The organism is Enterobacter asburiae (assembly GCF_001521715.1).
In the GTDB taxonomy this organism is placed as follows: domain Bacteria; phylum Pseudomonadota; class Gammaproteobacteria; order Enterobacterales; family Enterobacteriaceae; genus Enterobacter; species Enterobacter asburiae.
The window spans coordinates 3,742,415-3,769,372 of the sequence record NZ_CP011863.1 but is presented as its reverse complement, the minus strand read 5'-3'; the positions used below and the strand labels follow the sequence as shown (position 1 = coordinate 3,769,372).

Genomic DNA, 26,958 nt, shown 5'->3' with positions numbered 1-26,958 from the left:
GGTATTCAAAAAAGTGAGGTGGGGATTATTCTTCAATCGGCAGCAATTGCAACGAACCACGACTAAAATCAGCCAGTTTTGCTGAAAAAGCAGCCAGCTCCGCCTGAGGAAGCGCCACGCGTAATTGCACCATTGCCTGGTAATCACTGTGCGCAATCACGCCGTTAAACTGTTTGAGCAGCGTTTCAATGCCCGATAGCTGAGCGTAATCGCACAACAAAGTATATTCAGTGAGCGGCGTTTTGCGGATAGTTGTGAGCATATTCAGTGCCTGCTGAACTCCGCTGCCATACGCTTTTACCAGCCCACCCGTGCCCAACAGGATACCGCCGTAGTAGCGCACCACCACGGCGGTAATTTCACCCACGCCGCTGCCCATCAGCTGCGAAAGCATGGGTTTACCGGCCGTGCCCGCCGGTTCACCGTCGTCGGAAAACCCCAGCTGTTGTGAATCGTCCGGCGGCCCTGCCACCCACGCCACGCAGTGGTGACGCGCGTCAGGATGCTCAGCCCGAACGGATTCGACAAACGCCTTTGCCGCCTCTACGCCGTCGGTATGCGCCAGCAGCGTAATAAAGCGGCTTTTCTTGATTTCCTCAACAAAGGTGACCGGTTCAGCCGGTATCAGCCAGCTTTCCATCAGGCCAGCTTCAGGTCTCGCGTCATGTTCTCAATACCGTTTTCGTGAACCACCACGTTATCTTCGATGCGAATGCCGCCAAACGGCTTCAGCGCGTCAATTTTTTCCCAGTTGAAGTGTTTGCTGAACTGGCCTTCACGCCACGGCGCCAGCAGGGATTCGATAAAGTAGATCCCCGGTTCAATCGTCAACACCATACGCGGCTCCAGAATACGGGTGCAGCGCAGGTAAGGATATTTAGACGGAGCCGCCAGGTGCGTCCCGGTGTCATCCTGCATAAAGCCCGCAACGTCGTGAACCTGCAGGCCCAGCGGGTGACCGATACCGTGCGGCATGAATGGCCCGGTCAGATCGTTCTCGACCATCGCCTCTTCGCTCATGTCTTTCACAATCTGATGCTTACGCAGCAGTTTTGCGATGCGCTGATGGAACTGGATGTGGTAATCCACATAGCTGGTTCCCGCCTTCATGGTGGCAATCAGCGCCAGCTGTTCATCGTTCACGTCTTTAATCAGCTGCGCGAAATCGGTATCCGCATTCGCCGCCCAGGTACGGGTCAGGTCGGCCGCGTAGCCGTTGTACTCTGCCCCTGCGTCCAGCAGGAAGCTGCGCATTTCCGACGGAACATGGTGATCCAGCTTGGTGTAGTGAAGCACAGACGCGTGCTCATTCAGCGCGACGATATTGCTGTAAGGCACGTCGGTATCACGGTGGCCCGTCGCGGTCAGATAGGCCTGATTGATGTCGAACTCGCTCATCCCCGACTGGAACGCTTCGTGCGCGGCACGGTGGCCATTCACCGCCGTTTTTTGCGCTTCACGCATGCAGTAAAGTTCGTAGTCGGTTTTATACGCGCGGTAATAGTGCAGGTAATCCAGCACGCCTTTCGGATTGAGTTTGTCTGCCGGAATATCCAGACCCAGCGCGCGCTCCGGAACAGGGCCAATATAGGCGATGTTGCCCCGCGCGGCAGGCAGCTGGCTGCCAATGCCGTCCGCTTTCGGCAGTGCAATCACATCAATCTCTTCCGTCCAGAAAGAGGTCGGCAGCGGTTCTACGTTGTGCCAGTAATCGACCGGCAGGTAGAACCACAGTTTCGGCTTGTTCACGCCGTCCACCAGCAGCCAGCAATTTGGAACCTGAGTTACCGGCACCCAGGCTTTAAACTGCGGGTTCACCTTGAACGGATAAGCGTGGTCATCCAGAAAGGTATTCATCAGCTCGCCGGAGTGGATCAGCAGCGCATCCAGCTTAAAGCGGGCCAGTACATCGCGGGTACGTTCCTGTAGGGTAACGATATGATTTTTATAAAGCGAAGCCAGTGAGTCCATCATTCTTCCTTTCGTTTTTTTGACCTCAAGTCATCGCATCTTAGCACACCTCACTCCGGCTGCGTGATTTCCACCGACCGTGATCAATGCAGCATTTTCTTAATGAGTAATTTGCATTTTATTAACATAAATCCCACACTCCGATTCATCTGGTATGACCAGATCCAATTGCTGGATTCAGGAGACTGACATGCTCTACAAAGGCGACACCCTGTACCTCAACTGGCTGGAAGATGGCATTGCCGAACTGGTGTTCGATGCCCCCGGCTCAGTGAACAAGCTTGATACCGCAACGGTGGCCAGTCTTGGCCAGGCGCTGGATATTCTTGAAAAACAACCTGAATTAAAAGGGCTGCTGCTGCGTTCGAACAAAGCGGCCTTTATTGTCGGTGCCGATATCACCGAGTTTCTTTCGCTGTTCCTGGTTCCGGAAGAACAGCTGAGCCAGTGGCTGCACTTTGCCAACAGCGTCTTTAATCGTCTGGAAGATCTGCCTGTCCCGACCATTTCCGCCGTTAACGGCTATGCGCTGGGCGGCGGCTGCGAGTGCGTGCTGGCGACCGACTACCGTCTGGCGACGCCGGACCTGCGCATCGGCCTGCCGGAAACCAAGCTGGGCATCATGCCGGGCTTTGGCGGCTCCGTGCGTATGCCGCGCATGCTGGGTGCCGACAGCGCCCTGGAGATCATTGCCGCAGGTAAAGATGTCGGCGCCGAACAGGCGCAGAAAATCGGCCTGGTCGACGGCGTCGTGAAGCCAGAGAAACTGGTTGAAGGCGCACTCGCCATTCTGCGTCAGGCCATTAACGGCGATCTCGACTGGAAAGCCAAACGCCAGCCGAAGCTGGAGCCGTTAAAACTCAGCAAAATTGAAGCCACCATGAGCTTCACCATCGCCAAAGGCATGGTCATGCAGACGGCGGGTAAACACTACCCGGCGCCGATCACGGCGGTGAAAACCATTGAAGCGGCTGCTCGTCTCGGACGCGACGAGGCGCTGAAGCTCGAAAATCAGAGCTTTGTCCCGCTGGCGCACACCAATGAAGCCCGCGCGCTGGTCGGTATCTTCCTCAACGATCAGTTCGTGAAGGGTAAAGCCAAACAGCTGACTAAAAACGTTGAGACGCCAAAACATGCGGCGGTACTCGGCGCCGGCATTATGGGTGGCGGCATCGCTTACCAGTCGGCCTGGAAAGGCGTGCCGGTGGTGATGAAAGACATCAGCGAGAAATCCCTGACGCTGGGCATGACCGAAGCGGCCAAGCTGCTGAATAAACAGCTGGAACGCGGAAAAATTGACGGGCTGAAGCTTGCAGGTGTGATCTCCACCATTCAGCCCGTGCTGGAATACAGCGGTTTCGACCGTGTCGACGTGGTAGTCGAAGCCGTCGTCGAGAATCCGAAAGTCAAAAAAGCGGTGCTGGCGGAAACGGAAGACAAGGTTCGTCCTGAGACCGTGCTGGCCTCTAACACCTCCACCATTCCAATCAGCGAACTGGCGAGCGTGCTGAAGCGTCCGGAAAACTTCTGCGGGATGCACTTCTTCAACCCGGTACACCGTATGCCGCTGGTCGAAGTGATCCGTGGGGAAAAAACCTCTGACGAAACCATCGCTAAAGTGGTGGCATGGGCGAGCAAGATGGGCAAAACGCCGATCGTTGTTAACGACTGCCCGGGCTTCTTCGTAAACCGCGTGCTGTTCCCTTACTTCGCCGGTTTCAGCCAGCTGCTGCGCGACGGTGCGGACTTCCGCAAAATCGACAAAGTAATGGAGAAACAGTTCGGCTGGCCGATGGGCCCGGCGTATCTGATGGATGTGGTCGGCATTGATACCGCCCACCACGCTCAGGCGGTAATGGCGGCAGGCTTCCCGCAGCGTATGCAGAAAGATTATCGCGACGCCATTGACGCTCTGTTCGACGCTAACCGCTTCGGCCAGAAAAACGGCCTGGGCTTCTGGCGCTATAAAGAAGACAGCAAAGGCAAACCGAAGAAAGAAGAAGATGCCGTGGTGGACGGCCTGCTGGCCGACGTTAGCCAGCCAAAACGCGACTTCACCGACGATGAGATCGTCGCCCGGATGATGATCCCGATGGTCAACGAAGTGGTGCGTTGCCTGGAAGAAGGCATCATCGCCAGCCCGGCAGAAGCGGACATGGCGCTGGTGTACGGCCTGGGCTTCCCTCCGTTCCACGGCGGCGCGTTCCGCTGGCTGGACACGCTCGGCAGCGCCCGCTATCTCGATATGGCTCAGCAGTATCAGCATCTCGGCCCGCTTTATGAGGTGCCGGAAGGGCTTCGCAACAAAGCGCGCCATAACGAACCCTACTATCCAGCAGTTGAGCCAGCCCGTCCGGTTGGCGAGCTGAAAACGGCTTAAGGAGTCACAATGGAAAAGGTTGTCATTGTTGATGCGATTCGCACCCCGATGGGCCGTTCAAAAGGCGGTGCATTCCGTAACGTGCGTGCAGAAGATCTCTCCGCGCATCTGATGCGTAGCCTGCTGGCGCGTAACCCGGCGCTGGATCCTGCTGCGCTGGACGATATCTACTGGGGCTGCGTGCAGCAGACCCTGGAGCAAGGTTTCAACATCGCCCGTAACGCGTCGCTGCTGGCGGAGATCCCGCACTCGGTTCCGGCCGTCACCGTGAACCGCCTGTGCGGTTCGTCAATGCAGGCGCTGCACGACGCGGCGCGCATGATCATGACCGGTGATGCGCAGGCCTGCCTGGTGGGCGGCGTCGAGCACATGGGTCACGTGCCGATGAGCCACGGGGTCGATTTCCACCCGGGCATGAGCCGTAACGTGGCGAAAGCCGCGGGGATGATGGGCCTGACCGCCGAGATGCTCTCTCGGCTGCACGGCATTAGCCGTGAAATGCAGGATGCCTTTGCCGCGCGCTCTCATGCTCGCGCATGGGCGGCGACGCAGTCCGGTGCCTTTAAGAATGAGATCATCCCGACCGGCGGCCACGACGCAGACGGCGTACTGAAGCAGTTCAGCTACGACGAAGTCATCCGCCCGGAAACCACCGTAGAAGCGCTTTCTACCCTGCGCCCTGCGTTTGATCCGGTCACGGGTACAGTAACGGCAGGTACTTCGTCGGCGCTGTCCGACGGTGCCGCCGCGATGCTGGTAATGAGCGAAAGTCGCGCCCGCGAGCTGGGCTTAACTCCTCGCGCTCGGGTACGTTCGATGGCGGTCGTGGGCTGCGATCCTTCAATCATGGGTTACGGCCCGGTTCCGGCCTCGAAGCTGGCGCTGAAAAAAGCGGGATTAACCGCCAGCGACATCGACCTGTTCGAAATGAACGAAGCGTTCGCCGCGCAGATCCTGCCGTGCATTAAAGATCTGGGGCTGATGGAGCAGATCGACGAGAAGATTAACCTCAACGGCGGCGCGATCGCCCTCGGTCACCCACTGGGCTGCTCCGGAGCGCGTATCAGCACGACGCTGATTAACCTGATGGAACGCAAAGATGCCCAGTTTGGTCTGGCAACGATGTGTATCGGGCTGGGTCAGGGTATCGCGACGGTGTTTGAGAGAGTGTAAATCAGGAAAAGTATCTCAAAGCCAATGGCGTCAGAACAAGGCGGCAAGCGAGCGAATCCCGATGAGCTTACTAAAGTAAGTGATTCGGGTGAACGAGCGCAGCCAACGCAGTTATGGCGTCATTGGCGAAGAGAAAGAGTTTAGTTGCCGTTCTTCCCGCCTGTCAGGGGCGGGTTTTTTTATTTAAATGAAGGCAAACGCATCGCCAAACAGGCGGTCTTCACGCGCGTCACGTTCGTTGCAGAACAGGTCGCGGGCAATTTTCGCCATCTCAAAACGGCCAGCGATATAGATATCGTGCCCTGCCAGCGTGCCGTGATCCTGCAGCACCGCCGTCAGCACCGTCCCGCTACGACCACGCCAGCCCTCTTCCGGCTGCTCAACCACCGGCTCAATGCGCAGGTTAGGATGAGTTACGCTCAGCGCTTCCAGCTCAGACAGGTCGTACAGATGTTTCTCTTCGCGGCCACCCCAGTAAATGGTGATGTCGCGGTCAGGGTTACGCGCCAGTGCTGTCAACAGAATAGAGCGCACATAAGAGAAGCCCGTACCGCCAGCGATCAGGATCAGCGGACGGTCTTCGTCATCGCGCAGCCACGCATCGCCGTGCGGAATATCCACAACGATTTCACGTTCCTTCAGGATCCGATCCATCACCGCCATCGCATACAGGTTAAGCTCTGACGCACCAATATGAAGCTCAATAAATTCCTGCTCCGCTGGCGTTGAGGCCATAGAGAAAGGACGCTTATCACGCTCATCCATCACAACCATCAGGTACTGACCCGCGCGGAAAGAGAATGGCGCTTCTGGCACTAAACGGACGCGATATACGGTGTCGGTCATGGCATCTACCGAGGTCACTTTACAGCTTAAGGTTGTCATTCGCTCTCTCTGTCGGGAAGTCTATAGGGCTTAACGGTCAGCTCAGGGTTTACCGTTATTCATTATGGCCAGCTCGTCCCAGATCGCGTCAATTCGCGCGGTCACTGCAGGATCTTTTTTGATCGGGCGACCCCATTCACGGTCGGTTTCGCCAGGCCATTTATTTGTGGCATCCAGTCCCATCTTTGAGCCAAGGCCGGAAACCGGCGAGGCAAAATCCAGGTAATCTATCGGCGTATTTTCGACTAACACCGTGTCGCGCGCCGGGTCCATTCGCGTGGTAATGGCCCAGATTACGTCATTCCAGTCGCGGGCGTTAACGTCATCATCGCAAACAATAACAAATTTGGTATACATAAACTGGCGCAGGAAAGACCATACGCCCATCATCACGCGTTTAGCATGACCAGGATACTGCTTCTTCATCGTGACCACCGCCATGCGATACGAGCATCCTTCAGGCGGCAGATAAAAATCAACAATTTCCGGGAACTGCTTTTGCAGAATCGGCACAAACACTTCATTCAGCGCCACGCCCAGTACCGCCGGTTCATCCGGTGGACGTCCGGTATACGTAGAGTGATAAATCGCATCTTCACGCTGCGTAATGTGCGTCACGGTGAACACCGGGAAGTTATCCACTTCGTTGTAATAGCCGGTGTGGTCGCCGTAAGGGCCTTCTGGCGCCATTTCACCCTGCTCAAGGTAACCTTCCAGAACAATTTCTGCACTGGCCGGAACTTCGAGATCGTTAGAAATACACTTCACGACTTCGGTTTTCGTTCCGCGCAGCAGGCCTGCAAACGCATATTCAGAGAGCGTATCCGGCACGGGGGTGACGGCTCCCAGAATGGTGGCCGGATCGGCGCCTAAGGCGACAGACACCGGGAAACGTTCCCCCGGATGCGCAGCGCACCACTCCTGGAAATCCAGCGCGCCGCCGCGATGCGACAGCCAGCGCATGATGAGTTTATTCTTGCCAATCAACTGCTGGCGGTAAATACCGAGGTTTTGCCGCTCTTTGTGCGGGCCGCGCGTAACGGTCAGCCCCCATGTGATCAGCGGAGCGGCATCTTCAGGCCAGCACTGCATGATAGGGATTTTAGTCAGATCTACCGCATCGCCTTCCAGCACTTTCTGCTGGCACGGCGCGCCGCGCAGGCGTTTGGTGGGCATGTTCAGCACCTGCTTAAACTGCGGCAGCTTGTCGAACAGATCGCGGAAGCCCTTCGGTGGCTCCGGCTCTTTCAGAAACGCCAGCAGTTTACCGACTTCACGCAGCGCAGAGACGTCTTCCTGCCCCATTCCCAGTGCAACACGACGCGGTGTACCAAACAGGTTGCACAGCACCGGCATGGAGTAACCTTTCGGATTTTCAAACAGTAATGCGGGGCCACCGGCACGCAGGGTGCGGTCAGCAATTTCTGTCATTTCCAGATAAGGATCGACAGGAAGTGTAATACGTTTGAGTTCACCCTGCTTTTCCAGCAGCGTCAGGAAGTCGCGGAGATCGTGGTATTTCATGCAGTTAATCATGGCCTCTCTGTAAGCGCTTCATTATACGGCGTATGCCTGCTTGATGCTGTAATTTTGTTAAATAAGCGTGAACTTATGCGTTCTGTTCCATTTTCCCCCATTATAATCAACTTAGCGATCCCGCCAGGGTTTTGATATGCTTGCGCCCCGAACTAAGGGAAAGAGTGATTATGCAGGCCTGGTATTTACTGTATTGCAAACGCGGGCAACTTCAGCGCGCGCAGGAACATCTTGAACGTCAGTCTGTAAATTGCCTGACGCCCGTGATCACGCTTGAAAAAATGCAGCGCGGGAAGCGCACAACCGTCAGTGAGCCATTGTTCCCGAACTACCTGTTCGTGGAGTTCGACCCGGAAGTCATCCACACCACCACCATCAGCGCAACGCGCGGCGTCAGCCACTTCGTTCGTTTTGGCGCACACCCGGCAACGGTTCCGTCGACGGTCATTCATCAGCTGTCGATTTATCAACAGCCTGAAGGGATCACCGACCCTGAAACCCCTTACAGCGGCGATAGCGTCGTGATTACCGAAGGCGCTTTCGAAGGCCTGCAGGCGATTTTTGCCGAACCGGACGGGGAAGCGCGCTCTATGCTGTTGCTCAATCTGCTGAACAAGCAGGTGCTGCAGAGCGTTAAAAACACCGACTTCCGCAAACTTTAAACGTTTATCCCGAACAGATTACGCACGTTGTCATCCGTCTGCGCCGAAAGCCAGTGCGGATCCTCTCCGCGCCACTTCGCGACGCTCTCAACAATGTGCCCCAGATACGCGGGCTCATTTCGCCGCGATGCCGGTTTGGGTTTCATATCGCGCGGTAGCAGATAAGGCGCATCGGTTTCGAGGAGCAGCCGGTCAGCCGGGATTACCGGCAACAGCTCACGAAGTTCAAGCCCGCGGCGTTCATCGCACACCCAGCCGGTAATACCCAGATAAAGCCCTCGCTTCAGGCAATCCAGCGCTTCCTGCCGTGAACCGGTGAAGCAGTGCAGTACCGCGCCGGGCAGTTTCTCCAGCCACGGATCCAGAAGTGCCAGGAAACGCTCATGCGCGTCGCGGCAGTGCATAAACACGGGCATTCCAAGCTCTGCCGCCAGCGCAAGCTGGGCAGTGAACGCCTTTTCCTGCTCTTCAGGCGTGGAAAAGTTACGATTGAAATCGAGACCGCATTCGCCGATCGCCACAACGTCTGGCGTCTTCGCCAGCCTGTACAGGGTGTCGCCACTTTCCGCGGTCCACTGGCTGCTGTCGTGAGGATGCACGCCAGCAGTAGACCAACAGCGATCGTAGCGTTGCGCCAGCTGCTGCGCCTGCTCGCTCTCATGCAGGTTGGTGCCCGTCAGCAGCAGTCCTTTCACCCCGGCGGCAAACGCACGCGCAACCACCTCATCACGATCTTTCGCAAACTGCGAGCTGGTCAGGTTGAGTCCGATATCAAACATGCAAATCCCCATATAACAACCGCCCTGACGGGCGGCTGGTTTTACTCTTCAGTGGTCTTGTCGGACGTATCGTCTTCGTCATCCGCTCGACGTCCTTTACCCACGTAGAAACGCGAGAAGAAAACGCCGACCTCAAACAGACAGTACATTGGTATGGCCAGCAGCGTCTGCGAGAACACATCCGGCGGTGTCAGCAGCATGCCGACCACGAAGGCGCCCACCAGAATATATGGACGCTTCTTACGCAGGTCATCCGGGGTCGTAACCCCTACCCAGCAAAGCAGCACAATGGCCACCGGCACTTCGAATGCCACGCCAAACGCCATAAACAGCGCCATCACAAAGCTGAGGTAGCTGGCGATATCCGTCGACACCTGGACCCCTTCCGGCGCGGTATGCGTCAGGAAGCCGAAGGCCAGCGGGAAGACAACGAAATAGGCAAACGCCATGCCGATATAGAACAGCAGCGAGCTGGACACCAGCAGCGGGATCACCAGCTTGCGTTCATGCTTATACAGCGCTGGCGCCACAAACGCCCACACCTGGTAAAGAATGACCGGTGCAGAGGCAATCAACGACACCCAGAAGGTCAGCTTGATGGGGGTAAAGAACGGAGAAGCAACGTCTGTTGCAATCATCGTTGCGCCCAGCGGCATCTGCTTGATCAGCGGCGCAGAGACCACCTGATAGATATCGTTGGCAAAATAGACCAGGCACAGGAATATGAGTAAAACCGCAATAATGCAGTTTAACAGGCGCTTACGCAGCTCAATGAGGTGCGTAATCAGCGGTTGAGTATCATCTACTGCCATGTTTACGCTTTATCACTCGACGAGGGGGATGATTCGGAAACGGACGCAACGGGCTTCACTTCCGCCGCTTTTGCCACCGGCTCTTCCGGCTGCGCCTGTTTTTTCAATTCGGTTTCCTGCGGCGTCTGTTCTGGTGCGGCAGCCTGATGTTCAGCACTGGCAGGCGTTACGCCCTCGCGCTGCTCCTCGCTGCCCTTCACCACCGGGTTATGGATGGTGTTCGCTTCATCGCTCGCTTTTTCAGGATCGTTAACGCTATAGGAGCGCTTCATCGATTCCGCCGCTTCGCGCAGCTCATCCATTGACGCTTTCAGTTCCGGCGTCAGGTTATCCATGCTCGCCTTTTCGACCTTTTTCAGGCTTTCCTGAAATTCCTGCAGCTTAAGCTCCTGCGCCAGTTCATTCTGAACGGTCGATGCCAGCGATCTCAGCGCACGAACCCAGCCCGCAACGGTTTTCACTGCCACCGGCAGACGCTGCGGCCCCAGCACAATCAGGCCAATCACAAAGACCAGCAGGAGCTCACTAAAACCAATGTCGAACACGACTTACACCTGCTCTTTATCGTGGCGTTTAGCGTCTTCCTTTTTGGCTTCTTCTTGCTTGTCGGCGATGGATTTAGCAGTAAAGTCAGCGTCCTGGCTGGTTTTATCCTGCTTGCTCTCATCATCGCTCATCGCTTTCTTGAAGCCTTTGATAGACGCGCCCAGATCGGAACCAATAGAACCGAGCTTTTTGGTGCCAAACAGCAGCACGACGATGACGGCAATAATGACTAATTGCCAGATACTGATACCACCCATACATGTTCCTCAGGGATAGATGATTAATGAGTCAGATCGCATTATACGTATGCGACCCGTCGATAGCGACGCACGCTCAGCGCGTTTTTCGCCAGCCTGCCAGCCAGACTACCACCCCGCCAGCCATCAGCCAGGCGGGCATCATCTGCCAGTCCGGACGGTTGATCAGCAGCAGCGTACCGCTCAGCAGCAGCGTTGCGCCAATCCCAAAGAGATAGCGTGACTGTCCCTGGCGAACACGGCTGGACTGAAGCTCGCGGGCGATTTTATCCATGCTGTGCTGAAGGTTCTTGCTCTGACGCAAACTGTCATAAACCAGTTCAGGAATTTCAGGCATTTTTTCTATCCAGAACGGACCTTTCTCTTTCAGCGAGCGCACCAGCGCCGGAATGCCAACCTGATCCTTAATCCAGGATTCAAGGAAAGGTTTCGCGGTCTTCCACAAGTCTAACTGAGGATAGAGCTGTCGGCCTACACCCTCAACGTAAAGTAATGTTTTCTGAAGTAAAACTAGCTGTGGCTGAACTTCCATATTAAAACGGCGAGCCGTGTTGAACAGGTTCAACAGCACATGCCCGAAGGAGATTTCCGCCAGCGGTTTTTCAAAAATCGGTTCACAAACGGTCCGGATCGCGAACTCAAACTCTTCGACGTTGGTATCCGGCGGCACCCAGCCGGAATCGACGTGCAGCTCGGCCACCTTACGGTAGTCGCGGTTGAAGAACGCGATGAAGTTCTCAGCCAGATACCGTTTATCTTCCTTGTTCAGCGACCCCACAATTCCGCAGTCGATACCGATATACTTCGGATCCTCAGGATGCTCGTAGCTCACGAAGATATTGCCCGGATGCATGTCCGCATGGAAAAAGCTGTCGCGGAACACCTGGGTAAAGAAGACCTGTACCCCACGCTCGGCCAGGAGCTTCATGTTCGTTCCCTGTTTCTCCAGGGCCACCACATCCGAAACCGGAATACCGTAGATACGCTCCATCACCATCATGTTCTGGCTGCAGTAGTCAGAATAGACTTCAGGTACATAGAGCATCGGGCTGTTTTCAAAGTTGCGACGCAACTGAATGGCGTTTGCCGATTCGCGCAGCAGGTTAAGCTCATCAATCAGCGTTTTTTCATATTCCCGCACCACTTCCAGTGGACGAAGGCGACGCCCGTCCGGCAGCAGGCGTGGCACCCAGCGCGCCAGACGATAAATCAGCTTCATGTCCGCTTTGATGACTGGCAGGATGTCCGGACGAATGACCTTAATAACGACTTCTTTGCCGTTTTCTTTCAGACGCGCGGTGTGCACCTGCGCAATAGAGGCCGATGCCAGTGGCTTAATGTCGAAATCGTCAAACCAGGTCTCAACGGGTACATTTCCCATCGCCTCTTCAATTTGCTTTTTCGCGCGCGCGCCGTCAAACGGTGCGACGCGATCCTGCAGCATCGCGAGCTCATCGGCAATCAGAGGCGGGAAGAGATCGCGGCGGGTCGACAGCATCTGTCCGAATTTAATCCAAACCGGACCGAGCTCCTGCAGCGCCAGGCGCAGACGCTCACCCAGCGGTTGACCTTTATGGCGATTGGGCATCCAGAACAGCATCCGCCGCCAGATACGAAGCGGCAGCGTGATACGCATTTTGGGGATAAGCTCGTCGAGCCCGTAGCTCAAAAAGGTGCGAATAATAAAATAGAGGCGCCGAATTTCACCAGGCGTCATTTGCCCTCCAGTTTTTCCAGCCGTTTGGTTAACGCATCAACCGCACGTTCAACAGCAGCGGTCTCTTCCGCAAACCATGCAACTTCCAGTGGTCCGGGCGCCATTCGCCACTCCTCAGTCAGCACTTCCGCCGCATAGCGTTGCTGGCGCTGAAGGCTTTTACGCGCAAAGGAGGCGCCACCATGAAGGACTTTCCCGATGCCTTCGGCGGCGATGTCGCCGATAAAAGGCGCGAGCAGCTCTGCCGGATCGAACTCCGCTAGATCGGTGAGCGCAACGAAGTTCTGCACGACCTGAATGTCGCCCTCCACTTCCAGCTCACCGCTGCGGATAAGCGCCGTTAATTGCTGGCGATCGCGCAGTTTAGGCAGCACGCTCATGTGCGTAATGACCGAGCAGTCTGCTTCACCTTCCCACCCCCCCAGAACGTCAAGCTGGCGTTCGCTGAATACCAGCACAAGCGGCGTCGAGAACTCTTTTAAAACAATGCGTAATACCTTCCCGTTAAGCCGCTGACGTGCAGCTTTCAGCGCCGGAGCGCGATACAGAAAAGCGTTCAGTACATTCTCGACGCCTGCGGAGACTAAGGGTTTAAAGGGCACGGGACACCTCCACTCAGAATTTGTAACCGCGATGCAGCGCGACGACGCCCGCCGTCAGGTTGAAATATTCAACGTTCTCAAATTCTGCATCCTGCATCATGGCTTTTAATGTGTCCTGATCCGGGTGCATACGGATAGACTCCGCCAGATAGCGGTAGCTTTCAGCGTCGTTAGCCACCAGCTCACCAATACGCGGCAGCACGTGGAAGGAATAGGCGTCGTAGGCTTTGCTCAGCGGCTCAATGATAGGTTTAGAGAACTCGAGCACCAGCAGACGTCCACCCGGCTTCAACACGCGGTACATGGAGCGCAGCGCTTTTTCTTTATCGGTCACGTTACGCAGACCGAAAGAGATCGTGATGCAGTCAAAGGTATTGTCCGGGAATGGCAGCGCTTCGGCGTTTGCCTGCACATACTCCACATTCCCCACCACGCCGATGTTACGCAGCTTTTCGCGTCCCATTTTCAGCATGGAGTCATTAATATCGGCGAGAACAACGCGACCGGTTTCGCCCACCAGACGGGAGAATTTCGCGGTTAAATCGCCCGTACCACCGGCTAAATCCAGCACCGTTTGTCCACGGCGAACGCCGCTACAGTCAATGGTGAAGCGCTTCCACAAGCGATGAATGCCGAACGACATCAGGTCATTCATCACATCGTACTTCGCCGCCACGGAATGAAATACGTGGGCCACCATGTCAGCTTTCTGCGCTTTGGCGACAGTCTGAAAGCCAAAGTGCGTTGTGTCTTGTGAATCGTCAGCCATCTCAGAGCCTGCTTATCAGTAAAATGTTCGTGAAGTGTAACAGATTGGGCGCGTTTGCCCTACGTTTCAACCACCGCGAAAGAAACGCGCTGGAGTCTCGTCTGGTGATAAATCCGCCGCTAACGTATTGTCTTCACTGTTTGTATTTTGTTCGTCCGCACCTTCTCGCAGGCGAAACTCGTCGTCCTGGGCGGTGGCCTGTTCGACCAATTCCGGATTAATCTCGCGTTTAACCTCAACCCCCAGGCTGCGGAATGATTCGGCCTGAGCCAGCAAATTGCCGCGTCCGGAGGCGAGTTTTTTCATCGCCTGGCGGTAGTTATCCTGCGCACGATCCAGGCTCTGCCCGACGGAAGACATGTCGTCCACGAAAAGGCGCATTTTGTCGTAAAGCTTGCTGGCGCGATCGGCAATCTGCTGAGCGTTGCGGCTCTGGTGCTCATAGCGCCACAGGTTCGCAATGGTGCGTAACGCCACCAGCAGCGTGGTGGGGCTGACCAGCATAATGTTATTTTTGAGCGCTTCGGTGATAAGTTCAGGCTGTCTGTCGAGTGCCAGCAGAAATGCGGGTTCTACCGGGATGAACATCAGAACATAGTCCAGCGAGCGCAGCCCCGGCAGCTGCTGGTAGTCTTTTCTGCCGAGCAGGCGAATGTGGTTACGCACGGAGGCAATGTGCTCCTGTAGCGCAGACTCGCGCGTGTAGTCATCGTCCGCATTAAAGTAACGTTCATACGCCACCAGCGTCATTTTGGCGTCAATCACCACATCTTTACCCTGCGGCAGCCGCACAATCACATCCGGCTGCATGCGAGAGCGGGCGTCGTTCTCAATGCTGACCTGCGTTTCGTATTCATATCCTTCCCGCAGGCCAGAGGCCTCCAGCACGCGGGTCAGCACCACTTCTCCCCAGTTGCCCTGGGTTTTGTTATCCCCTTTCAGCGCGCGGGTCAGGTTGACCGCTTCCTGCGCCATTTGCGCATTCAGCTGCTGGAGATTGCGAATCTCATGCGCCAGCGTGTGCCGCTCGCGGGCTTCCTGACCAAAGCTGTCCTGCACCTGACGGCGAAAACCGTCCAGCTGTTCGCGCAGCGGCGTCAGCAGGCTGTTGAGGCTCTGGCGGTTCTGTTCGTCAACGCGGCGGTTGCTGTGCTCAAAAATTCGGTTGGCGAGGTTCTCAAACTGTTCGCTGAGGCGCTGCTCGCTGTTGATCATCTGGCGGATTTTGTCTTCCGCATGCAGCTGGGTGGATTCAAGGCGGGTGGTCACTTCGCGGAGATCGGCCTCCAGTGACGTATTGATATCTCGCAGGTTACGCAGCTCGTTGTTGAGCAGTTCGCACTCGTCGCGCCAGTGTTCGCTAAGAGCAAGCTGCTGTTTTGTCGCGCTTAAATCGGCGACCATCTCTTCTCGCTCGGCCAGCTGGTCGGCCTTCTGCTGCGCATGCTGGTAGCTGGAAATCAGCCAGCCAATCCCTAAGCCCACCAGCGCAATCACCGCGTAAATCAGGATTGAGATATCCACAAAACCCCCTGCATCAACGTATTACCCGCACAAAATAGAATTGTGCTGTATAAACGTCCAGTTTGAAAGGCTTTTCCTGCGAGGCGCTACGCAAAAAATAAAGGCCGAACGCGTCGGCCTTTGATTTCAGAAGAGAGGATTAGATCAGGCGACGCGCGGCTTCCACCACGATTTTCACTGCATGACTTTCGGTCTGCTTCATGGTTTCGGCGTTCGGGATCTCCTGCTGGGTACGGTTGACGATAACGCCCGCCACCATACCGGCACGCAGACCCTGGCTTGCGCACATGGTCAGCAGCGTTGCGGATTCCATTTCGTAGTTCATCACGCCCATGGACTGCCACTCTTCCATTGAGCCTTTGAAACGGTTTACCACGCGGCCTGAGAAGGTGTCATAACGCTCCTGGCCCGGGTAGAAGGTGTCGGAAGAGGCGGTTACGCCCACGTGGGTGGTTGCGCCTACGGACTTCGCGGCTTCAACCAGCGCGGTGGTGCATTCGAAATCAGCCACTGCCGGGAATTCCATCGGTGCAAAGTGCAGGCTTGCGCCGTCCAGACGAACGGACGCGGTCGTGACCAGCACGTCGCCGACGTTGATGTGCGGCTGGATAGCGCCGGTAGTACCGATACGCAGGAAAGTACGAATGCCCAGCTGGGCCAGCTCTTCAACAGCAATAGACGTAGACGGACCACCGATACCGGTAGAGCACACGATCACCGCTTTGCCATCCAGCTCTGCGCGCCAGGTGGTGAACTCACGATGGGCAGCCAGCTTGACCGGCTTATCCATCAGCGCGGCGATCTTTTCCACACGCTCAGGATCGCCAGGGACGATAGCGAGCGTAGCCCCTTGTAAATCGTTTTTGGTGAGGCCGAGATGAAAAACATCAGACTTAGACATAGGTGACTCCTCTGTGGGTCGGTTAGTCAGAAGAAGTAAAACGGTACTTTACAGAAGCAGTAAGCATATTTTCGTGACGCACCTCACCATGAATGAAAATGATTACATTGAATTTCCATAAAAAGGTGATTCACATCACATTAACAAGTTATATCGCCAGGTGCTGCACAAAAGATAGACCGTTTAAGGCACTGTGAGTTGTTAACCTGGTGTCTATATTTACCTTTGCGCTAACTCATTGGTACGGAGAATGCCATGACTGAAAAAACCGGTTTTGCACCTGCTGCGGCCCCACATGCTTCAACCATCGTGTCGACGCCAGAAGCGGCAATTACCGCGGGCGAGACCTCCATTCCCTCGCAGGGGGAGAATATGCCTGCCTGGCACGCACGGCCAAAATCGGCAGACGGTCCGCTGCCCATCGTGATTGTGATTCAGGAGATATTTGGTGTTCACGAATACATTCGCGACCTCTGCCGCCGGCTGGCGCTGGAAGGGTATCTGGCCGTTGCGCCAGAGCTCTACTTCCGCCAGGGCGATCCGAACGACTACAGCGATATTCCAACATTGCTCAGCAACCTGGTCAGCAAAGTCCCGGACGCGCAGGTGCTGGCCGATCTCGACCACGTCGCCAGCTGGGCGGCGCGCAACGGCGGGGATCCGCATCGTCTGCTGGTCACCGGTTTCTGCTGGGGCGGACGCATTAGCTGGCTGTATGCCGCGCATAACCCGCAGCTCAAAGCCGCTGTCGCCTGGTACGGCAAACTGGTGGGTGAAAAAACGCTGAATTCACCGAAACATCCCGTCGATATCGCCACCGAGTTAAATGCCCCCGTGTTAGGGCTTTACGGCGGTCAGGACACCGGTATTTCGCTTGATTCGGTAGAGACCATGCGCCATGCGCTCCGTGCGGCAAATGCGAAGGCGGAGATTGTGGTCTACCCGGATGCCGGGCACGCGTTTAACGCCGATTATCGTCCAAGCTATCACGCAGAATCAGCCAAAGATGGCTGGCAGCGGATGCTGGCGTGGTTTAGCCAGTACGGCGGGAAGAAAGCATAAAGCAAAAAGCCCGGTGGCGGCTACGCCTTACCGGGCCAACAGGTAGGCCGGGTAAGCGTTGTCGCCACCCGGCAATCCTGCACCGCTACGCCTGACGCAAATTCTGCGCCGCCTTCACCATGTTGGCGAGCGCCGCACGCGTCTCCGGCCAGCCGCGGGTTTTCAGTCCGCAGTCCGGGTTCACCCACAGGCGCTCTGCCGTAATGCGCTGGGCCGCTTTTTTCAACAGGGCTTCAATCCACTCCACGCTCGGCACGTTAGGGGAGTGAATGTCGTACACGCCCGGCCCGATTTCATTCGGGTAGTCAAACTCTTCAAACGACTCCAGCAGCTCCATGTCTGAACGCGAAGTCTCGATGGTGATCACGTCGGCATCCAGCGCGGCAATCGAATCCATGATGTCGTTAAATTCGCAGTAACACATGTGGGTGTGGATCTGGGTGTCGTCCTTCGCCACCGCGGCGTTGATGCGAAACGCCTCCACGCCCCACTGCAGGTAGGCATCCCAGTCGCAGCGGCGCAGCGGCAGGCCTTCGCGCAGGGCCGGCTCGTCAATCTGGATAATGCCAATGCCTGCCGCTTCCAGATCCGCCACCTCATCACGCAGCGCCAGCGCAATTTGCTTCGCAATGGTTTCACGGGTCACGTCTTCGCGCGGGAACGACCAGCAGAGAATGGTCACCGGACCGGTCAGCATGCCTTTTACCGGCTTGTCGGTCAGGGACTGGGCATACTTCGCCCACTCCACGGTGATCGCTTCCGGACGGCTGACGTCACCAATGACCACAGGCGGCTTCACGCAGCGGGAGCCGTAGCTCTGCACCCAGCCGTTCTGGGTAAAGACGAAGCCGTCCAGGTGCTCGCCAAAATATTCCACCATGTCGTTACGCTCGGCTTCACCGTGCACCAGCACGTCCAGCCCCAGGCGCTCCTGCTCGATAATCGCCTGCTTGATGTGTTCCGCGATGCCGGTGCGGTAGTGATTCGCATCCAGATTGCCCTTCTTAAAGTCCAGACGCAGGCCGCGGATCTCCGTAGTTTGCGGGAAAGAACCTATCGTCGTTGTTGGCCACGCGGGCAGATTGAAGCGTGCGCGCTGCGCTTCAGCGCGCACCTCGTACGGGCTCTGGCGCTGGCTGTCCCGGGCGGTGATGGCCGCCAGACGTTTTTCCACCGCCGGGTTGTGCACGCGCGCCGAGTGACGACGCGCCTGGATCGGGGCGCTCCATTCGGTAATCGCCGCCGTGTCGCCGCTGTTGAGCGCGTCGCGCAGCAGCGTTAGCTCTTCGCATTTTTGCAGGGCGAAGGCAAACCAGCTTTTCACCTCGGCATCCAGACGCGTTTCCACGCTCAGATCGATCGGGCTGTGCAGCAGGGAACAAGATGAGGCCACCCACAGCTCACGTTTGCCGACGATGTCTTTGATTTGTGCATATTTTTCGGTGAGATCGGCGCGCCAGACGTTACGGCCGTTAATCAGCCCGGCAGAGAGCAGCCAGTCCGCTGGCAGGCGCTTGTGCAGCTCCGCGACATCGTCTTTACCGTGTACGAGGTCAACGTGCAGGCCCTGAACCGGCAGCGCGGTAATGGTCTTCAGGTTCGACGCCACGCCTTCAAAATAGGTCGTCAGCAGGAGTTTTACCTGACCGGTGAGCGCGTCATACGCCGGTTTAAAGGCATCTAGCCAATCCTGCGGCAGCTCAAGCACCAGCGCCGGTTCATCGATTTGCACCCACTGAATGCCGCGTTTGCCCAGCTCACTCAGCACCTGTTTGTAGACCGGCAGAATATCCTTCAGCAGGCTGAGTCGGTCAAACGGCTCACCTTTCACTTTGCCCAGCCACAGATAGGTTACCGGCCCGAGCAGCACCGGCTTCACCTGGTGGCCCAGCGCCAGCGCTTCATCCACTTCGTCCAGAAGCTGCGTCCAGTCCAGCCTGAACTGCTGGCCTTTGACAAACTCCGGCACCATATAGTGATAGTTGGTGTTAAACCACTTGGTCATTTCCGCCGCTGCCGCTGGCTCCCCCGTTGGCGCGCGGCCACGGCCGATGCGGAACAGAGTATCGATATCTACCGATCCATCTTTGTTCTGATGACGAGCCGGTACGTTGCCAAGCAGCAGGCTGGTCGTCAGAACATGGTCGTACCAGGCGAAATCGCCCACCGGCAGCAGGTCAATGCCCGCCTGTTTTTGCTGATCCCAGTGGCGGGCGCGCAGCTCGCGTCCTACCGCCAGCAGCTCTTCGCGGGTGGCATTACCCGCCCAGTAGCTTTCTTGCGCTTTTTTCAGCTCGCGACGCAGGCCTACGCGAGGGAAACCGAGAGTGTGATTGCGGATTGTCATGGTATGCCCCTTGTGAAATTCGTTATTTAGACGTCCAGATGTTTACACATCTATAATTGGCAGGTACTGTATATTCCTCAAGCGCAATATGTTCATGGCGAAGTGAAGGACTTTCATGATCGAGATTAAACACCTGAAAACGCTACAAGCGTTGCGGAACTGCGGTTCGCTCGCGGCGGCTGCGGCCACGCTGCACCAGACCCAGTCCGCCCTTTCTCACCAGTTCAGCGATCTGGAACAACGCCTCGGCTTCCGTCTTTTTGTGCGTAAGAGCCAGCCCCTGCGCTTTACGCCGCAGGGTGAAATTCTTCTTCAGCTGGCGAATCAGGTACTGCCGCAGATCGCGAGCGCGCTGCAGGCGTGTAACGAACCGCAGCAGACCAAACTGCGCATCGCCATTGAGTGCCACAGCTGTATTCAGTGGCTGACCCCCGCGCTTGAGAACTTCCGTCAGAAGTGGCCGCAGGTGGAGATGGACTTCAAATCCGGCGTGACCTTTGACCCCCAGCCGTCGCTGCAGCAGGGCGAGCTGGATCTGGTCATGACCTCTGACATCCTGCCGCGCAGTGGCCTGCACTATTCGCCGATGTTTGATTATGAAGTGCGCCTGGTGCTGGCGCCGGACCACCCGCTGGCCGCCAAAACGCGCATCACGCCGGAAGACCTGGCGACAGAAACGCTGCTGATTTATCCGGTCCAGCGCAGCCGCCTGGATATCTGGCGCCACTTCCTGCAGCCAGCAGGCATTAGCCCGCAGCTGAAAAGCGTGGATAACACCCTGCTGCTGATTCAGATGGTGGCGGCCAGAATGGGTATCGCGGCGCTGCCGCACTGGGTGGTGGAGAGTTTTGAACGCCAGGGTCTGGTGCAGACCAAAACCCTGGGTGAAGGACTGTGGAGCCGACTGTACGCCGCCGTGCGCGATGGCGAGCAGCGTCAGCCGATTACGGAGGCGTTTATTCGCTCAGCGCGGAACCACGCGTGCGACCATCTTCCGTTTGTGCGGAGCGCGGAGCGACCCATCGGCGATGGACCCACAGCGAAGCCAGGATCACCGCTCCCCCAATAATGAAGCTTGGCCAGTGCGGCTGTTGCTGCCAGATGGCGAGGTTGACCAGCAGCCCTGCCGGGACATGCACGTTGTTCATGATCCCCAGCGTACCGGCGTCTACCTGCGTAGCGCCGTAGTTCCACATGAAGTATCCCAGCCCTGACGCCACTACGCCCAGCCAGACCAGAACGCCCCACTGCACGGCGGTGGTCGGCAGCTTTTGCGGATTACCGAGCATGAACCACGCCGCTACCGCGACAATCGCGGCGCCCATATAGAACCAGGCAAACGCGTTATGCTGCGGCATCGGACGGGTTTCCATCAGGCGTTTGTAGCCCACCATGCCGATGGCGAAACTGATGTTGGCGAGCTGGACGAACATCAGCCCGGTCCAGAAGTGATCGCTGACTTTGTCATAGCGAATAATCGCCGCGCCGATCACCGCCAGCGCGGCGCTCAGCAGGTATCCCCAGCGCAGACGGCGTCTGCTGAGCAGGTCGTAAATCAGCGTGATATAGAGCGGCGTCAGCACGGTAAAAAGCAGGAATTCGGAGACGGACAGGTAGACGTAGGCCCGGAAGCTGAACAGATACATGATGCCGAGCTGCATCGCTCCCACCAGCATATAAAGCACAATCGTTTTCAGCGATTGCCCGCGCGTACGCAGAAACGGCAGGAACACCAGCGCCGCCAGCCCCACGCGCATCAGCACCGAGAAGTAGCTGTCGACCGAACCGGCAAGGTATTCGCCAATCAGGCTAAAGGAGAAGGCCCACAGGATAGTGGTGATAATGAGTAGCGCCACAATGCTTGTCTCTCAGAAAGAAGGAGAGGCATTGTAGCGAACTCTTTAGTTGACAACTGAGCAATAAACAACCGAATGAAGATTATTCAAGGAACAGTTTACGCAGATACTTCGGTACCGCGTTGTCAGCGTTAGAACCAATCACTTCCAGCTCAGGGTGCAGATCCTTCAGACGCTGGTGCGCGTTCTGCATGATGCAGCCCTTGCCCGCCATCGAAAGCATCTCGGCGTCGTTCATGCCGTCACCGAAGGCGATACAGTCTTTCAGCCCGAAGCCCAGACGTTTCGCAACCGCTTCCAGCGCGTGACCTTTGGAGACGCCACCCGCCATTACTTCCAGACAGGTCAGGGTTGAGAAGCTCACGTTGACGCGATCGCCCCAGCGGGCGTTGATCGCCTGTTCCAGCGGGAGCAGCTCTTCGTGGCTGTCACAGGTGAAGAACACCTTGCTGATCCCTTCCGGCTCCAGCAGGCCCGGTTCGTAAAGGGAGTAGTTGAATACCGCTTCCTTGAAGAAACGCATTTCATCCGGGCGGTGGCGGTTCATAAACCAGTCGTCGTCGCGGTAAACGTTAGTAACGATAGCCGGGTTGTTATGCACCACGCCGAACAGATCGGCGGCAATATCGCGATCCAGATTGTGGGTAAAGATCAGGTTGCCGTCGGTATCATGCACGCGCGCACCGTTGGAGGTGATCATGTACGATTTGATCTCAAGATTATCGCGGATCTGCCCCACGTCCACGTGGTGGCGGCCGGTGGCGAACACAAAGTTCACGCCACGGGCAGTCAGGAGTTTTAAGGTCTCTTTCGCGTAAGGCGTTAGGGTGTGGTCGGGGGAAAGCAGCGTGCCATCTAAATCAGATGCAACAACCTGGTACATAGGGATTTCAACCTCTGGTGGAAAACAAGAATCAATTATGCCTGTTGAAAAATTCAACAATGGCGTTGAGCGCGACTGAGCGCATAGCGTCCTTTTCAAAAAGGATCTCATGGAACGCGCCGTTAATGACCAGCGGTTTACCCCCTTCACAAGGGTGACCGGCTGCAGCGCGCAGTTCACAATAGCGGTCATGCATGCGGTTATCCACCACACGCTCTTCTTCCGCCTGGATCAGAAGCGTCGGCGTGTCATCATCGCCTACGCCCGCCAGCACCTGCTCACCGGCCAGAATCCCCTCCCGCACCCAGTGCCAGGTCGGGCCGCCGACGCGCAAGCGCGGTTCATCGGCATAAAAGCGCAGATTGCGGCGATAACGCTGCCGGCTATGGGTTAAGACGTTGATGGCGAACGGCAGCGCGCGCCAGCGTCCTGTGCCAATGGCATAACCTTCACGAATGCGCTGATGGCCCTCAGCCCAGTCAAGAAGATGGCGCACCATCCAGTCAGGAAAACGGATGACGATACCGTACATCGGCGCGGTGAGCGCAATGGCGTCGCACTCGTGCGCATAACGCTGCAAAAACAGCGTCGAAATGGCGCCGCCCATGGAGTGCGCAAGAATATACCGCTTGCGCCAGGGGCCGGGCTGAACGTCCTGCTGCCAGAACGCGGCAAAATCGTCGACGTAATCGCTGAAGCGATCGACGTGCCCACGGTGCGTGTCCGGCAGCATACGTCCGGACAGCCCCTGTCCACGATGGTCGATGATCAGGACATCGAACCCCATATGGACCAGGTCATAGGCCAGCTCGGCGTATTTAACGTAGCTTTCAATACGCCCGGGGCAGACCACAATCACCCGGTCATTTTCTTCATTTCGGAAACGAACGAAACGCACCGGGATGCCCCCGACGCCCGTAAACTCATCTTCCTCACGCTGCCGCCAGAAATCGGTCAGCGGCCCCATAGAGAAAGCAGCAAAAGCGTTTTCTCGTGTTTCCCAGTCCTTTTTCTGCTGAAACATTGGGTTTCCACTCACGTAATCCAGGGAATATCGTTTTTTTCGTCACCGGTCACAAAATGACTCAATAATAGCGTATTGTGGCATAAAAATAGACGGTTCGGGAGTTTCAAATGACCTTCGAATGGTGGTTCGCCTACCTGCTGACATCCATTATCCTCAGCCTTTCTCCGGGCTCTGGGGCTATTAACACCATGACCACCTCCATCAATCACGGCTATCGCGGTGCGGCGGCGTCGATTGCCGGTTTGCAGACCGGGCTGGGCATTCATATTGTGCTGGTCGGGATCGGTCTGGGGACCCTGTTCTCCCGCTCCGTGCTGGCCTTTGAGGTGCTGAAATGGGCCGGCGCAGCGTATCTGATTTGGCTCGGCATCCAGCAGTGGCGCGCGGCAGGCTCCATCAACCTGAATACGCTGGCTCAGACGCAAAACCGCGGCCATCTGTTTAAGCGCGCAGTGTTCGTCAACCTGACCAACCCGAAGAGCATCGTTTTCCTCGCCGCGCTGTTCCCGCAGTTTATCGTTCCGCATCAGCCCCAGGTGATGCAGTACGTGGTGCTGGGCGCGACCACCGTTATCGTCGATATCATCGTGATGATTGGTTACGCGACGCTGGCACAGCGAATTGCGGCGTGGATTAAAGGGCCTAAGCAGATGAAGGCCCTGAATAAAGTCTTTGGCTCGCTGTTTATGCTGGTTGGCGCGCTGCTTGCGTCAGCGCGTCATGCTTAGCGAGAAATGATGAGATGAATGCCGAAGCCGGCGAACAGCGCGCCGGCGAAGCCGTCAATCCACTTCGCGATACGCTGATAGCCGCGGCGCATCGCCGGTAAGGCAAACAGGCTGGCCACGATGGTAAACCAGGCAAAGGTTTCAACGACGATCAGCAGGAAGATTCCCCAGCGTGCGCCCGCGCCGACGCTATCGCCGACAAACAGCGAGAACACCGAGCCGAAATAGATAATGGCTTTCGGGTTCGCCAGATTGGTCAGCAGCCCTTTTACAAAGCTGCGGCCGCCCGTTGCCAGCTCCACCTTTGGCTCTTCCGGCTTTTTCTCTTCTTTCTTCAGCGCCCCGCGCAGCATCTGGTAGCCCATCCAGCACAGGTACAGACCGCCGCCGACCATAATGATGTTATGCAGCCAGGCCATCTTCGCCAGGATAAGGTTCAGACCGAGCAGCGCAACGGCCGCCCAGACCATAACGCCCATGGTGATACCGAGCACGCCCATCATCGCCTCTTTGCGGGAGCGGCTGACGGCCGTTTGTGATACGAAGAAAAAGTCCGGGCCGGGGCTCATCAGCGCAACGATGTGCACTAACGCCACGGTGAGAAATAGCATTAACATAATTAGCTCGCGAGGAAATAATTTAGTGAGTCATCATCCTGGCACTTTTTCGCCCGGCTGACTACTCCTCATCATCACCATCGGCGTGAGAGCGGATGAGCGCCATAAACTCTTTACCGAAGCGCTCCAGCTTGCGCGTTCCCACGCCGTTGACGCTGAGCATCTCGCTGGCGCTGAGCGGCATTTGCTCGGCCATCTCGATCAGCGTCGCGTCGTTAAACACCACGTAAGGCGGGATGTTTTCTTCATCAGCGATGGCTTTACGCAGCTTGCGCAGTTTGGCGAACAGCTTGCGGTCGTAGTTGCCGCCGTAGGATTTCTGCATCACGCGCGGCTTCAGGGCGATGACGCGCGGTACGGCGAGCTTGAGTTCGACGTCTCCGCGCAGGACCGGACGCGCCGCCTCGGTCAGCTGCAGGGCGGAGTGCTGGGCAATGTTCTGCGTGGCGAAGCCGAGGTGGATCAGCTGGCGAATGATACTCACCCAGTGCTCGTGGCTCTGCTCCTTGCCAATACCGTAAACCGGCAGCTTGTCGTGGCCCATATCGCGGATACGCTGGTTATTGGCGCCGCGCAGCACCTCCACCACGTAGCCCATCCCGAAGCGTTGATTCACACGGTAAATGGTCGAGAGCGCCTTACGCGCGTCCATCAGGCCATCGTACTGCTTTGGCGGATCGAGGCAGATATCGCAGTTGCCGCACGGCTCCTGGCGCCCTTCACCAAAGTAGTTGAGCAGCACCAGACGACGGCAGGTTTGCGCTTCGGCAAACGCGCCCATCGCGTTGAGCTTGTGGCGCTCGATATCCTGCAGCTGTCCCTGCGGTTTCTCTTCCAGACAGCGGCGCAGCCACGCCATATCGGCCGGATCGTAAAACAGCATCGCTTCCGCAGGCAGACCGTCACGCCCGGCGCGGCCGGTTTCCTGATAGTAGGATTCGATATTGCGCGGGATGTCGAAATGCACCACAAAGCGCACGTTGGGCTTGTTAATGCCCATTCCGAACGCCACCGTCGCGACGACGATTTGCAGGTCGTCACGCTGGAATTTTTCCTGCACGTCGGCGCGGATGTGGTTCTCTAACCCGGCATGATACGCGGCGGCGCTAAAGCCACGATTTTGCAGACGCGCGGCAGTGTCTTCCACCTTCGCACGGCTGTTGCAGTAGATGATGCCGGACTTCCCGCGCTGCTCCTGGACGTAGCGCAGGAGCTGATCCAGCGGCTTGAACTTTTCCATCAGCATATAGCGGATGTTTGGGCGGTCGAAGCTGCTGACCTGAATATAGGGGTCGTTCAGCCCGAGCAGGCGAACGATATCCAGCCGCGTGGTGTCATCCGCCGTGGCGGTAAGCGCCATAAACGGCAGCTCGGGGAAGCGCTGACGCAGCTGGCCGAGGGCAGCGTATTCCGGGCGGAAATCGTGTCCCCACTGGGAAATACAGTGCGCTTCATCTACCGCCAGCAGCACCGGGTTCCAGTGCGCCAGGTGATCGAGGAAGTTATCCAGCATCAGGCGTTCCGGCGCGATATACAGCAGGCGGATCTGCCCGGTGCGGCACCCGGCCATCACCTCTTGCTGCTGCTCCCGGGTTTGCGTGGAGTTAAGACAGGCTGCCGCCACGCCGTTGGCGAGCAGCTGGTCAACCTGGTCTTTCATCAGAGAAATGAGAGGGGATACCACGACCGTCAGGCCGTTAAGCACCAGCGCGGGCACCTGATAACAGAGGGACTTACCGCCGCCGGTCGGCATCACCACCAGGCAATCACGACCTTCCAGCACCGTTTCAATGATGGTTTCCTGGCCGGGGCGGAACTGCTGGTAGCCAAAGGTTTCATGCAAAACCTGTTTAGCCAGCGACTCCTGATTCAATACTTCCGCCTGCGCCACGTTAACCCCATATGCCAGAAATGAAACAGGCGC

At 57.0% G+C, this 26,958-nt stretch carries 25 protein-coding genes; 6 read left to right on the top strand and 19 right to left on the bottom strand.

Features of this window, described 5'->3' with window-relative positions; genetic code table 11:
- Positions 1-25 precede the first annotated feature (25 nt).
- Both ACJ69_RS18190 and pepQ read right to left on the bottom strand, forming a co-directional pair.
- Entirely contained in the window at positions 26-640 is a 615-nt protein-coding gene (locus ACJ69_RS18190; RefSeq protein WP_054829713.1) for an IMPACT family protein, read from the bottom strand.
- Positions 640-1,971: a Xaa-Pro dipeptidase gene (pepQ, locus tag ACJ69_RS18185; protein ID WP_045888442.1), complete on the bottom strand. Its 1,332-nt coding sequence runs from the start codon at positions 1,969-1,971 to the stop codon at positions 640-642. Before pepQ ends, ACJ69_RS18190 begins: the two co-directional genes overlap by 1 nt.
- 190 nt (positions 1,972-2,161) lie before the next feature.
- Between pepQ and fadB the strand changes: the two genes are divergently transcribed.
- Both fadB and fadA read left to right on the top strand, forming a co-directional pair.
- Positions 2,162-4,351, top strand: coding sequence for a fatty acid oxidation complex subunit alpha FadB (fadB, locus tag ACJ69_RS18180; RefSeq protein WP_059347457.1), 2,190 nt, complete (start codon positions 2,162-2,164; stop codon positions 4,349-4,351).
- Positions 4,352-4,360: 9 nt separating this feature from the next.
- Positions 4,361-5,524: an acetyl-CoA C-acyltransferase FadA gene (gene fadA / locus ACJ69_RS18175; protein WP_008501515.1), complete on the top strand. Its 1,164-nt coding sequence runs from the start codon at positions 4,361-4,363 to the stop codon at positions 5,522-5,524.
- Positions 5,525-5,707: 183 nt separating this feature from the next.
- Here fadA and fre read toward each other — a convergent pair whose 3' ends face one another.
- Together fre and ubiD are read right to left on the bottom strand one after the other, a co-directional pair.
- On the bottom strand, positions 5,708-6,409 hold the full coding sequence (fre, locus tag ACJ69_RS18170; RefSeq protein WP_054829712.1) for an NAD(P)H-flavin reductase: 702 nt from the start codon (positions 6,407-6,409) through the stop codon (positions 5,708-5,710).
- 42 nt (positions 6,410-6,451) lie between these two features.
- Positions 6,452-7,942 carry a 4-hydroxy-3-polyprenylbenzoate decarboxylase gene (ubiD, locus tag ACJ69_RS18165; RefSeq protein ID WP_161496003.1) on the bottom strand — a complete coding sequence of 497 codons (1,491 nt, stop codon included), beginning with the start codon at positions 7,940-7,942 and terminating at the stop codon, positions 6,452-6,454.
- A gap of 173 nt (positions 7,943-8,115) precedes the next feature.
- Here ubiD and rfaH point away from each other — a divergent pair, with 173 nt between their 5' ends.
- On the top strand, positions 8,116-8,607 hold the full coding sequence (gene rfaH, locus ACJ69_RS18160; protein ID WP_033146887.1) for a transcription/translation regulatory transformer protein RfaH: 492 nt from the start codon (positions 8,116-8,118) through the stop codon (positions 8,605-8,607).
- On the opposite strand, the gene tatD is transcribed toward rfaH, so the two are convergent.
- The 9 genes from tatD to udp form a co-directional block, all read right to left on the bottom strand.
- Complete coding sequence (gene tatD, locus ACJ69_RS18155; RefSeq protein WP_029741823.1) at positions 8,604-9,386, bottom strand: 3'-5' ssDNA/RNA exonuclease TatD; 783 nt, start codon at positions 9,384-9,386, stop codon at positions 8,604-8,606. The two genes, rfaH and tatD, sit on opposite strands and share 4 nt — an antisense overlap.
- A 41-nt stretch (positions 9,387-9,427) precedes the next feature.
- Complete coding sequence (gene tatC, locus ACJ69_RS18150) at positions 9,428-10,198, bottom strand: Sec-independent protein translocase subunit TatC (protein WP_023309607.1); 771 nt, start codon at positions 10,196-10,198, stop codon at positions 9,428-9,430.
- 2 nt (positions 10,199-10,200) lie between these two features.
- On the bottom strand, positions 10,201-10,743 hold the full coding sequence (gene tatB, locus ACJ69_RS18145; RefSeq protein WP_029741824.1) for a Sec-independent protein translocase protein TatB: 543 nt from the start codon (positions 10,741-10,743) through the stop codon (positions 10,201-10,203).
- 3 nt (positions 10,744-10,746) lie between these two features.
- A complete protein-coding gene (tatA, locus tag ACJ69_RS18140) occupies positions 10,747-11,001 on the bottom strand; it encodes a Sec-independent protein translocase subunit TatA (RefSeq protein WP_023309609.1) in 255 nt (84 codons plus the stop codon).
- A gap of 76 nt (positions 11,002-11,077) precedes the next feature.
- Positions 11,078-12,718: a ubiquinone biosynthesis regulatory protein kinase UbiB gene (gene ubiB, locus ACJ69_RS18135; protein WP_029741825.1), complete on the bottom strand. Its 1,641-nt coding sequence runs from the start codon at positions 12,716-12,718 to the stop codon at positions 11,078-11,080.
- Complete coding sequence (ubiJ, locus tag ACJ69_RS18130) at positions 12,715-13,320, bottom strand: ubiquinone biosynthesis protein UbiJ (RefSeq protein ID WP_059347456.1); 606 nt, start codon at positions 13,318-13,320, stop codon at positions 12,715-12,717. The genes ubiB and ubiJ overlap by 4 nt, the downstream gene beginning before the upstream one ends.
- A 13-nt stretch (positions 13,321-13,333) precedes the next feature.
- A complete protein-coding gene (ubiE, locus tag ACJ69_RS18125) occupies positions 13,334-14,089 on the bottom strand; it encodes a bifunctional demethylmenaquinone methyltransferase/2-methoxy-6-polyprenyl-1,4-benzoquinol methylase UbiE (protein WP_023309612.1) in 756 nt (251 codons plus the stop codon).
- Positions 14,090-14,155: 66 nt separating this feature from the next.
- Positions 14,156-15,613 carry a DNA recombination protein RmuC gene (rmuC, locus tag ACJ69_RS18120; RefSeq protein ID WP_029741827.1) on the bottom strand — a complete coding sequence of 486 codons (1,458 nt, stop codon included), beginning with the start codon at positions 15,611-15,613 and terminating at the stop codon, positions 14,156-14,158.
- A gap of 139 nt (positions 15,614-15,752) precedes the next feature.
- Positions 15,753-16,514 carry a uridine phosphorylase gene (udp, locus tag ACJ69_RS18115; RefSeq protein WP_059347454.1) on the bottom strand — a complete coding sequence of 254 codons (762 nt, stop codon included), beginning with the start codon at positions 16,512-16,514 and terminating at the stop codon, positions 15,753-15,755.
- Between the two features lie 255 nt (positions 16,515-16,769).
- Between udp and ACJ69_RS18110 the strand changes: the two genes are divergently transcribed.
- On the top strand, positions 16,770-17,576 hold the full coding sequence (locus ACJ69_RS18110) for a dienelactone hydrolase family protein (RefSeq protein ID WP_059347453.1): 807 nt from the start codon (positions 16,770-16,772) through the stop codon (positions 17,574-17,576).
- 85 nt (positions 17,577-17,661) lie between these two features.
- Here ACJ69_RS18110 and metE read toward each other — a convergent pair whose 3' ends face one another.
- Complete coding sequence (gene metE, locus ACJ69_RS18105) at positions 17,662-19,923, bottom strand: 5-methyltetrahydropteroyltriglutamate--homocysteine S-methyltransferase (RefSeq protein WP_059347452.1); 2,262 nt, start codon at positions 19,921-19,923, stop codon at positions 17,662-17,664.
- A 115-nt stretch (positions 19,924-20,038) separates the two neighbouring features.
- Here metE and metR point away from each other — a divergent pair, with 115 nt between their 5' ends.
- Positions 20,039-20,992: an HTH-type transcriptional regulator MetR gene (gene metR / locus ACJ69_RS18100; RefSeq protein WP_023309616.1), complete on the top strand. Its 954-nt coding sequence runs from the start codon at positions 20,039-20,041 to the stop codon at positions 20,990-20,992.
- Here metR and ACJ69_RS18095 read toward each other — a convergent pair.
- The 3 genes from ACJ69_RS18095 to pldB all read right to left on the bottom strand — a co-directional run bounded on the left by ACJ69_RS18095 (position 20,880) and on the right by pldB (position 23,686).
- Positions 20,880-21,779, bottom strand: coding sequence for a carboxylate/amino acid/amine transporter (locus tag ACJ69_RS18095; protein WP_032665167.1), 900 nt, complete (start codon positions 21,777-21,779; stop codon positions 20,880-20,882). The two genes, metR and ACJ69_RS18095, sit on opposite strands and share 113 nt — an antisense overlap.
- A gap of 82 nt (positions 21,780-21,861) precedes the next feature.
- Positions 21,862-22,662 (bottom strand): sugar/pyridoxal phosphate phosphatase YigL, encoded by an 801-nt coding sequence (gene yigL / locus ACJ69_RS18090; RefSeq protein WP_054829711.1) that lies wholly within the window; start codon positions 22,660-22,662, stop codon positions 21,862-21,864.
- A 31-nt stretch (positions 22,663-22,693) separates the two neighbouring features.
- Complete coding sequence (pldB, locus tag ACJ69_RS18085; protein ID WP_059347450.1) at positions 22,694-23,686, bottom strand: lysophospholipase L2; 993 nt, start codon at positions 23,684-23,686, stop codon at positions 22,694-22,696.
- Positions 23,687-23,796: 110 nt separating this feature from the next.
- Here pldB and rhtB point away from each other — a divergent pair, with 110 nt between their 5' ends.
- Positions 23,797-24,417, top strand: coding sequence for a homoserine/homoserine lactone efflux protein (gene rhtB, locus ACJ69_RS18080; protein WP_059347449.1), 621 nt, complete (start codon positions 23,797-23,799; stop codon positions 24,415-24,417).
- On the opposite strand, the gene rhtC is transcribed toward rhtB, so the two are convergent.
- Positions 24,414-25,034 carry a threonine export protein RhtC gene (rhtC, locus tag ACJ69_RS18075; RefSeq protein ID WP_010426287.1) on the bottom strand — a complete coding sequence of 207 codons (621 nt, stop codon included), beginning with the start codon at positions 25,032-25,034 and terminating at the stop codon, positions 24,414-24,416. The genes rhtB and rhtC overlap by 4 nt on opposite strands.
- 61 nt (positions 25,035-25,095) lie before the next feature.
- Entirely contained in the window at positions 25,096-26,925 is a 1,830-nt protein-coding gene (recQ, locus tag ACJ69_RS18070) for an ATP-dependent DNA helicase RecQ (protein ID WP_029741834.1), read from the bottom strand.
- Positions 26,926-26,958 lie beyond the last annotated feature (33 nt).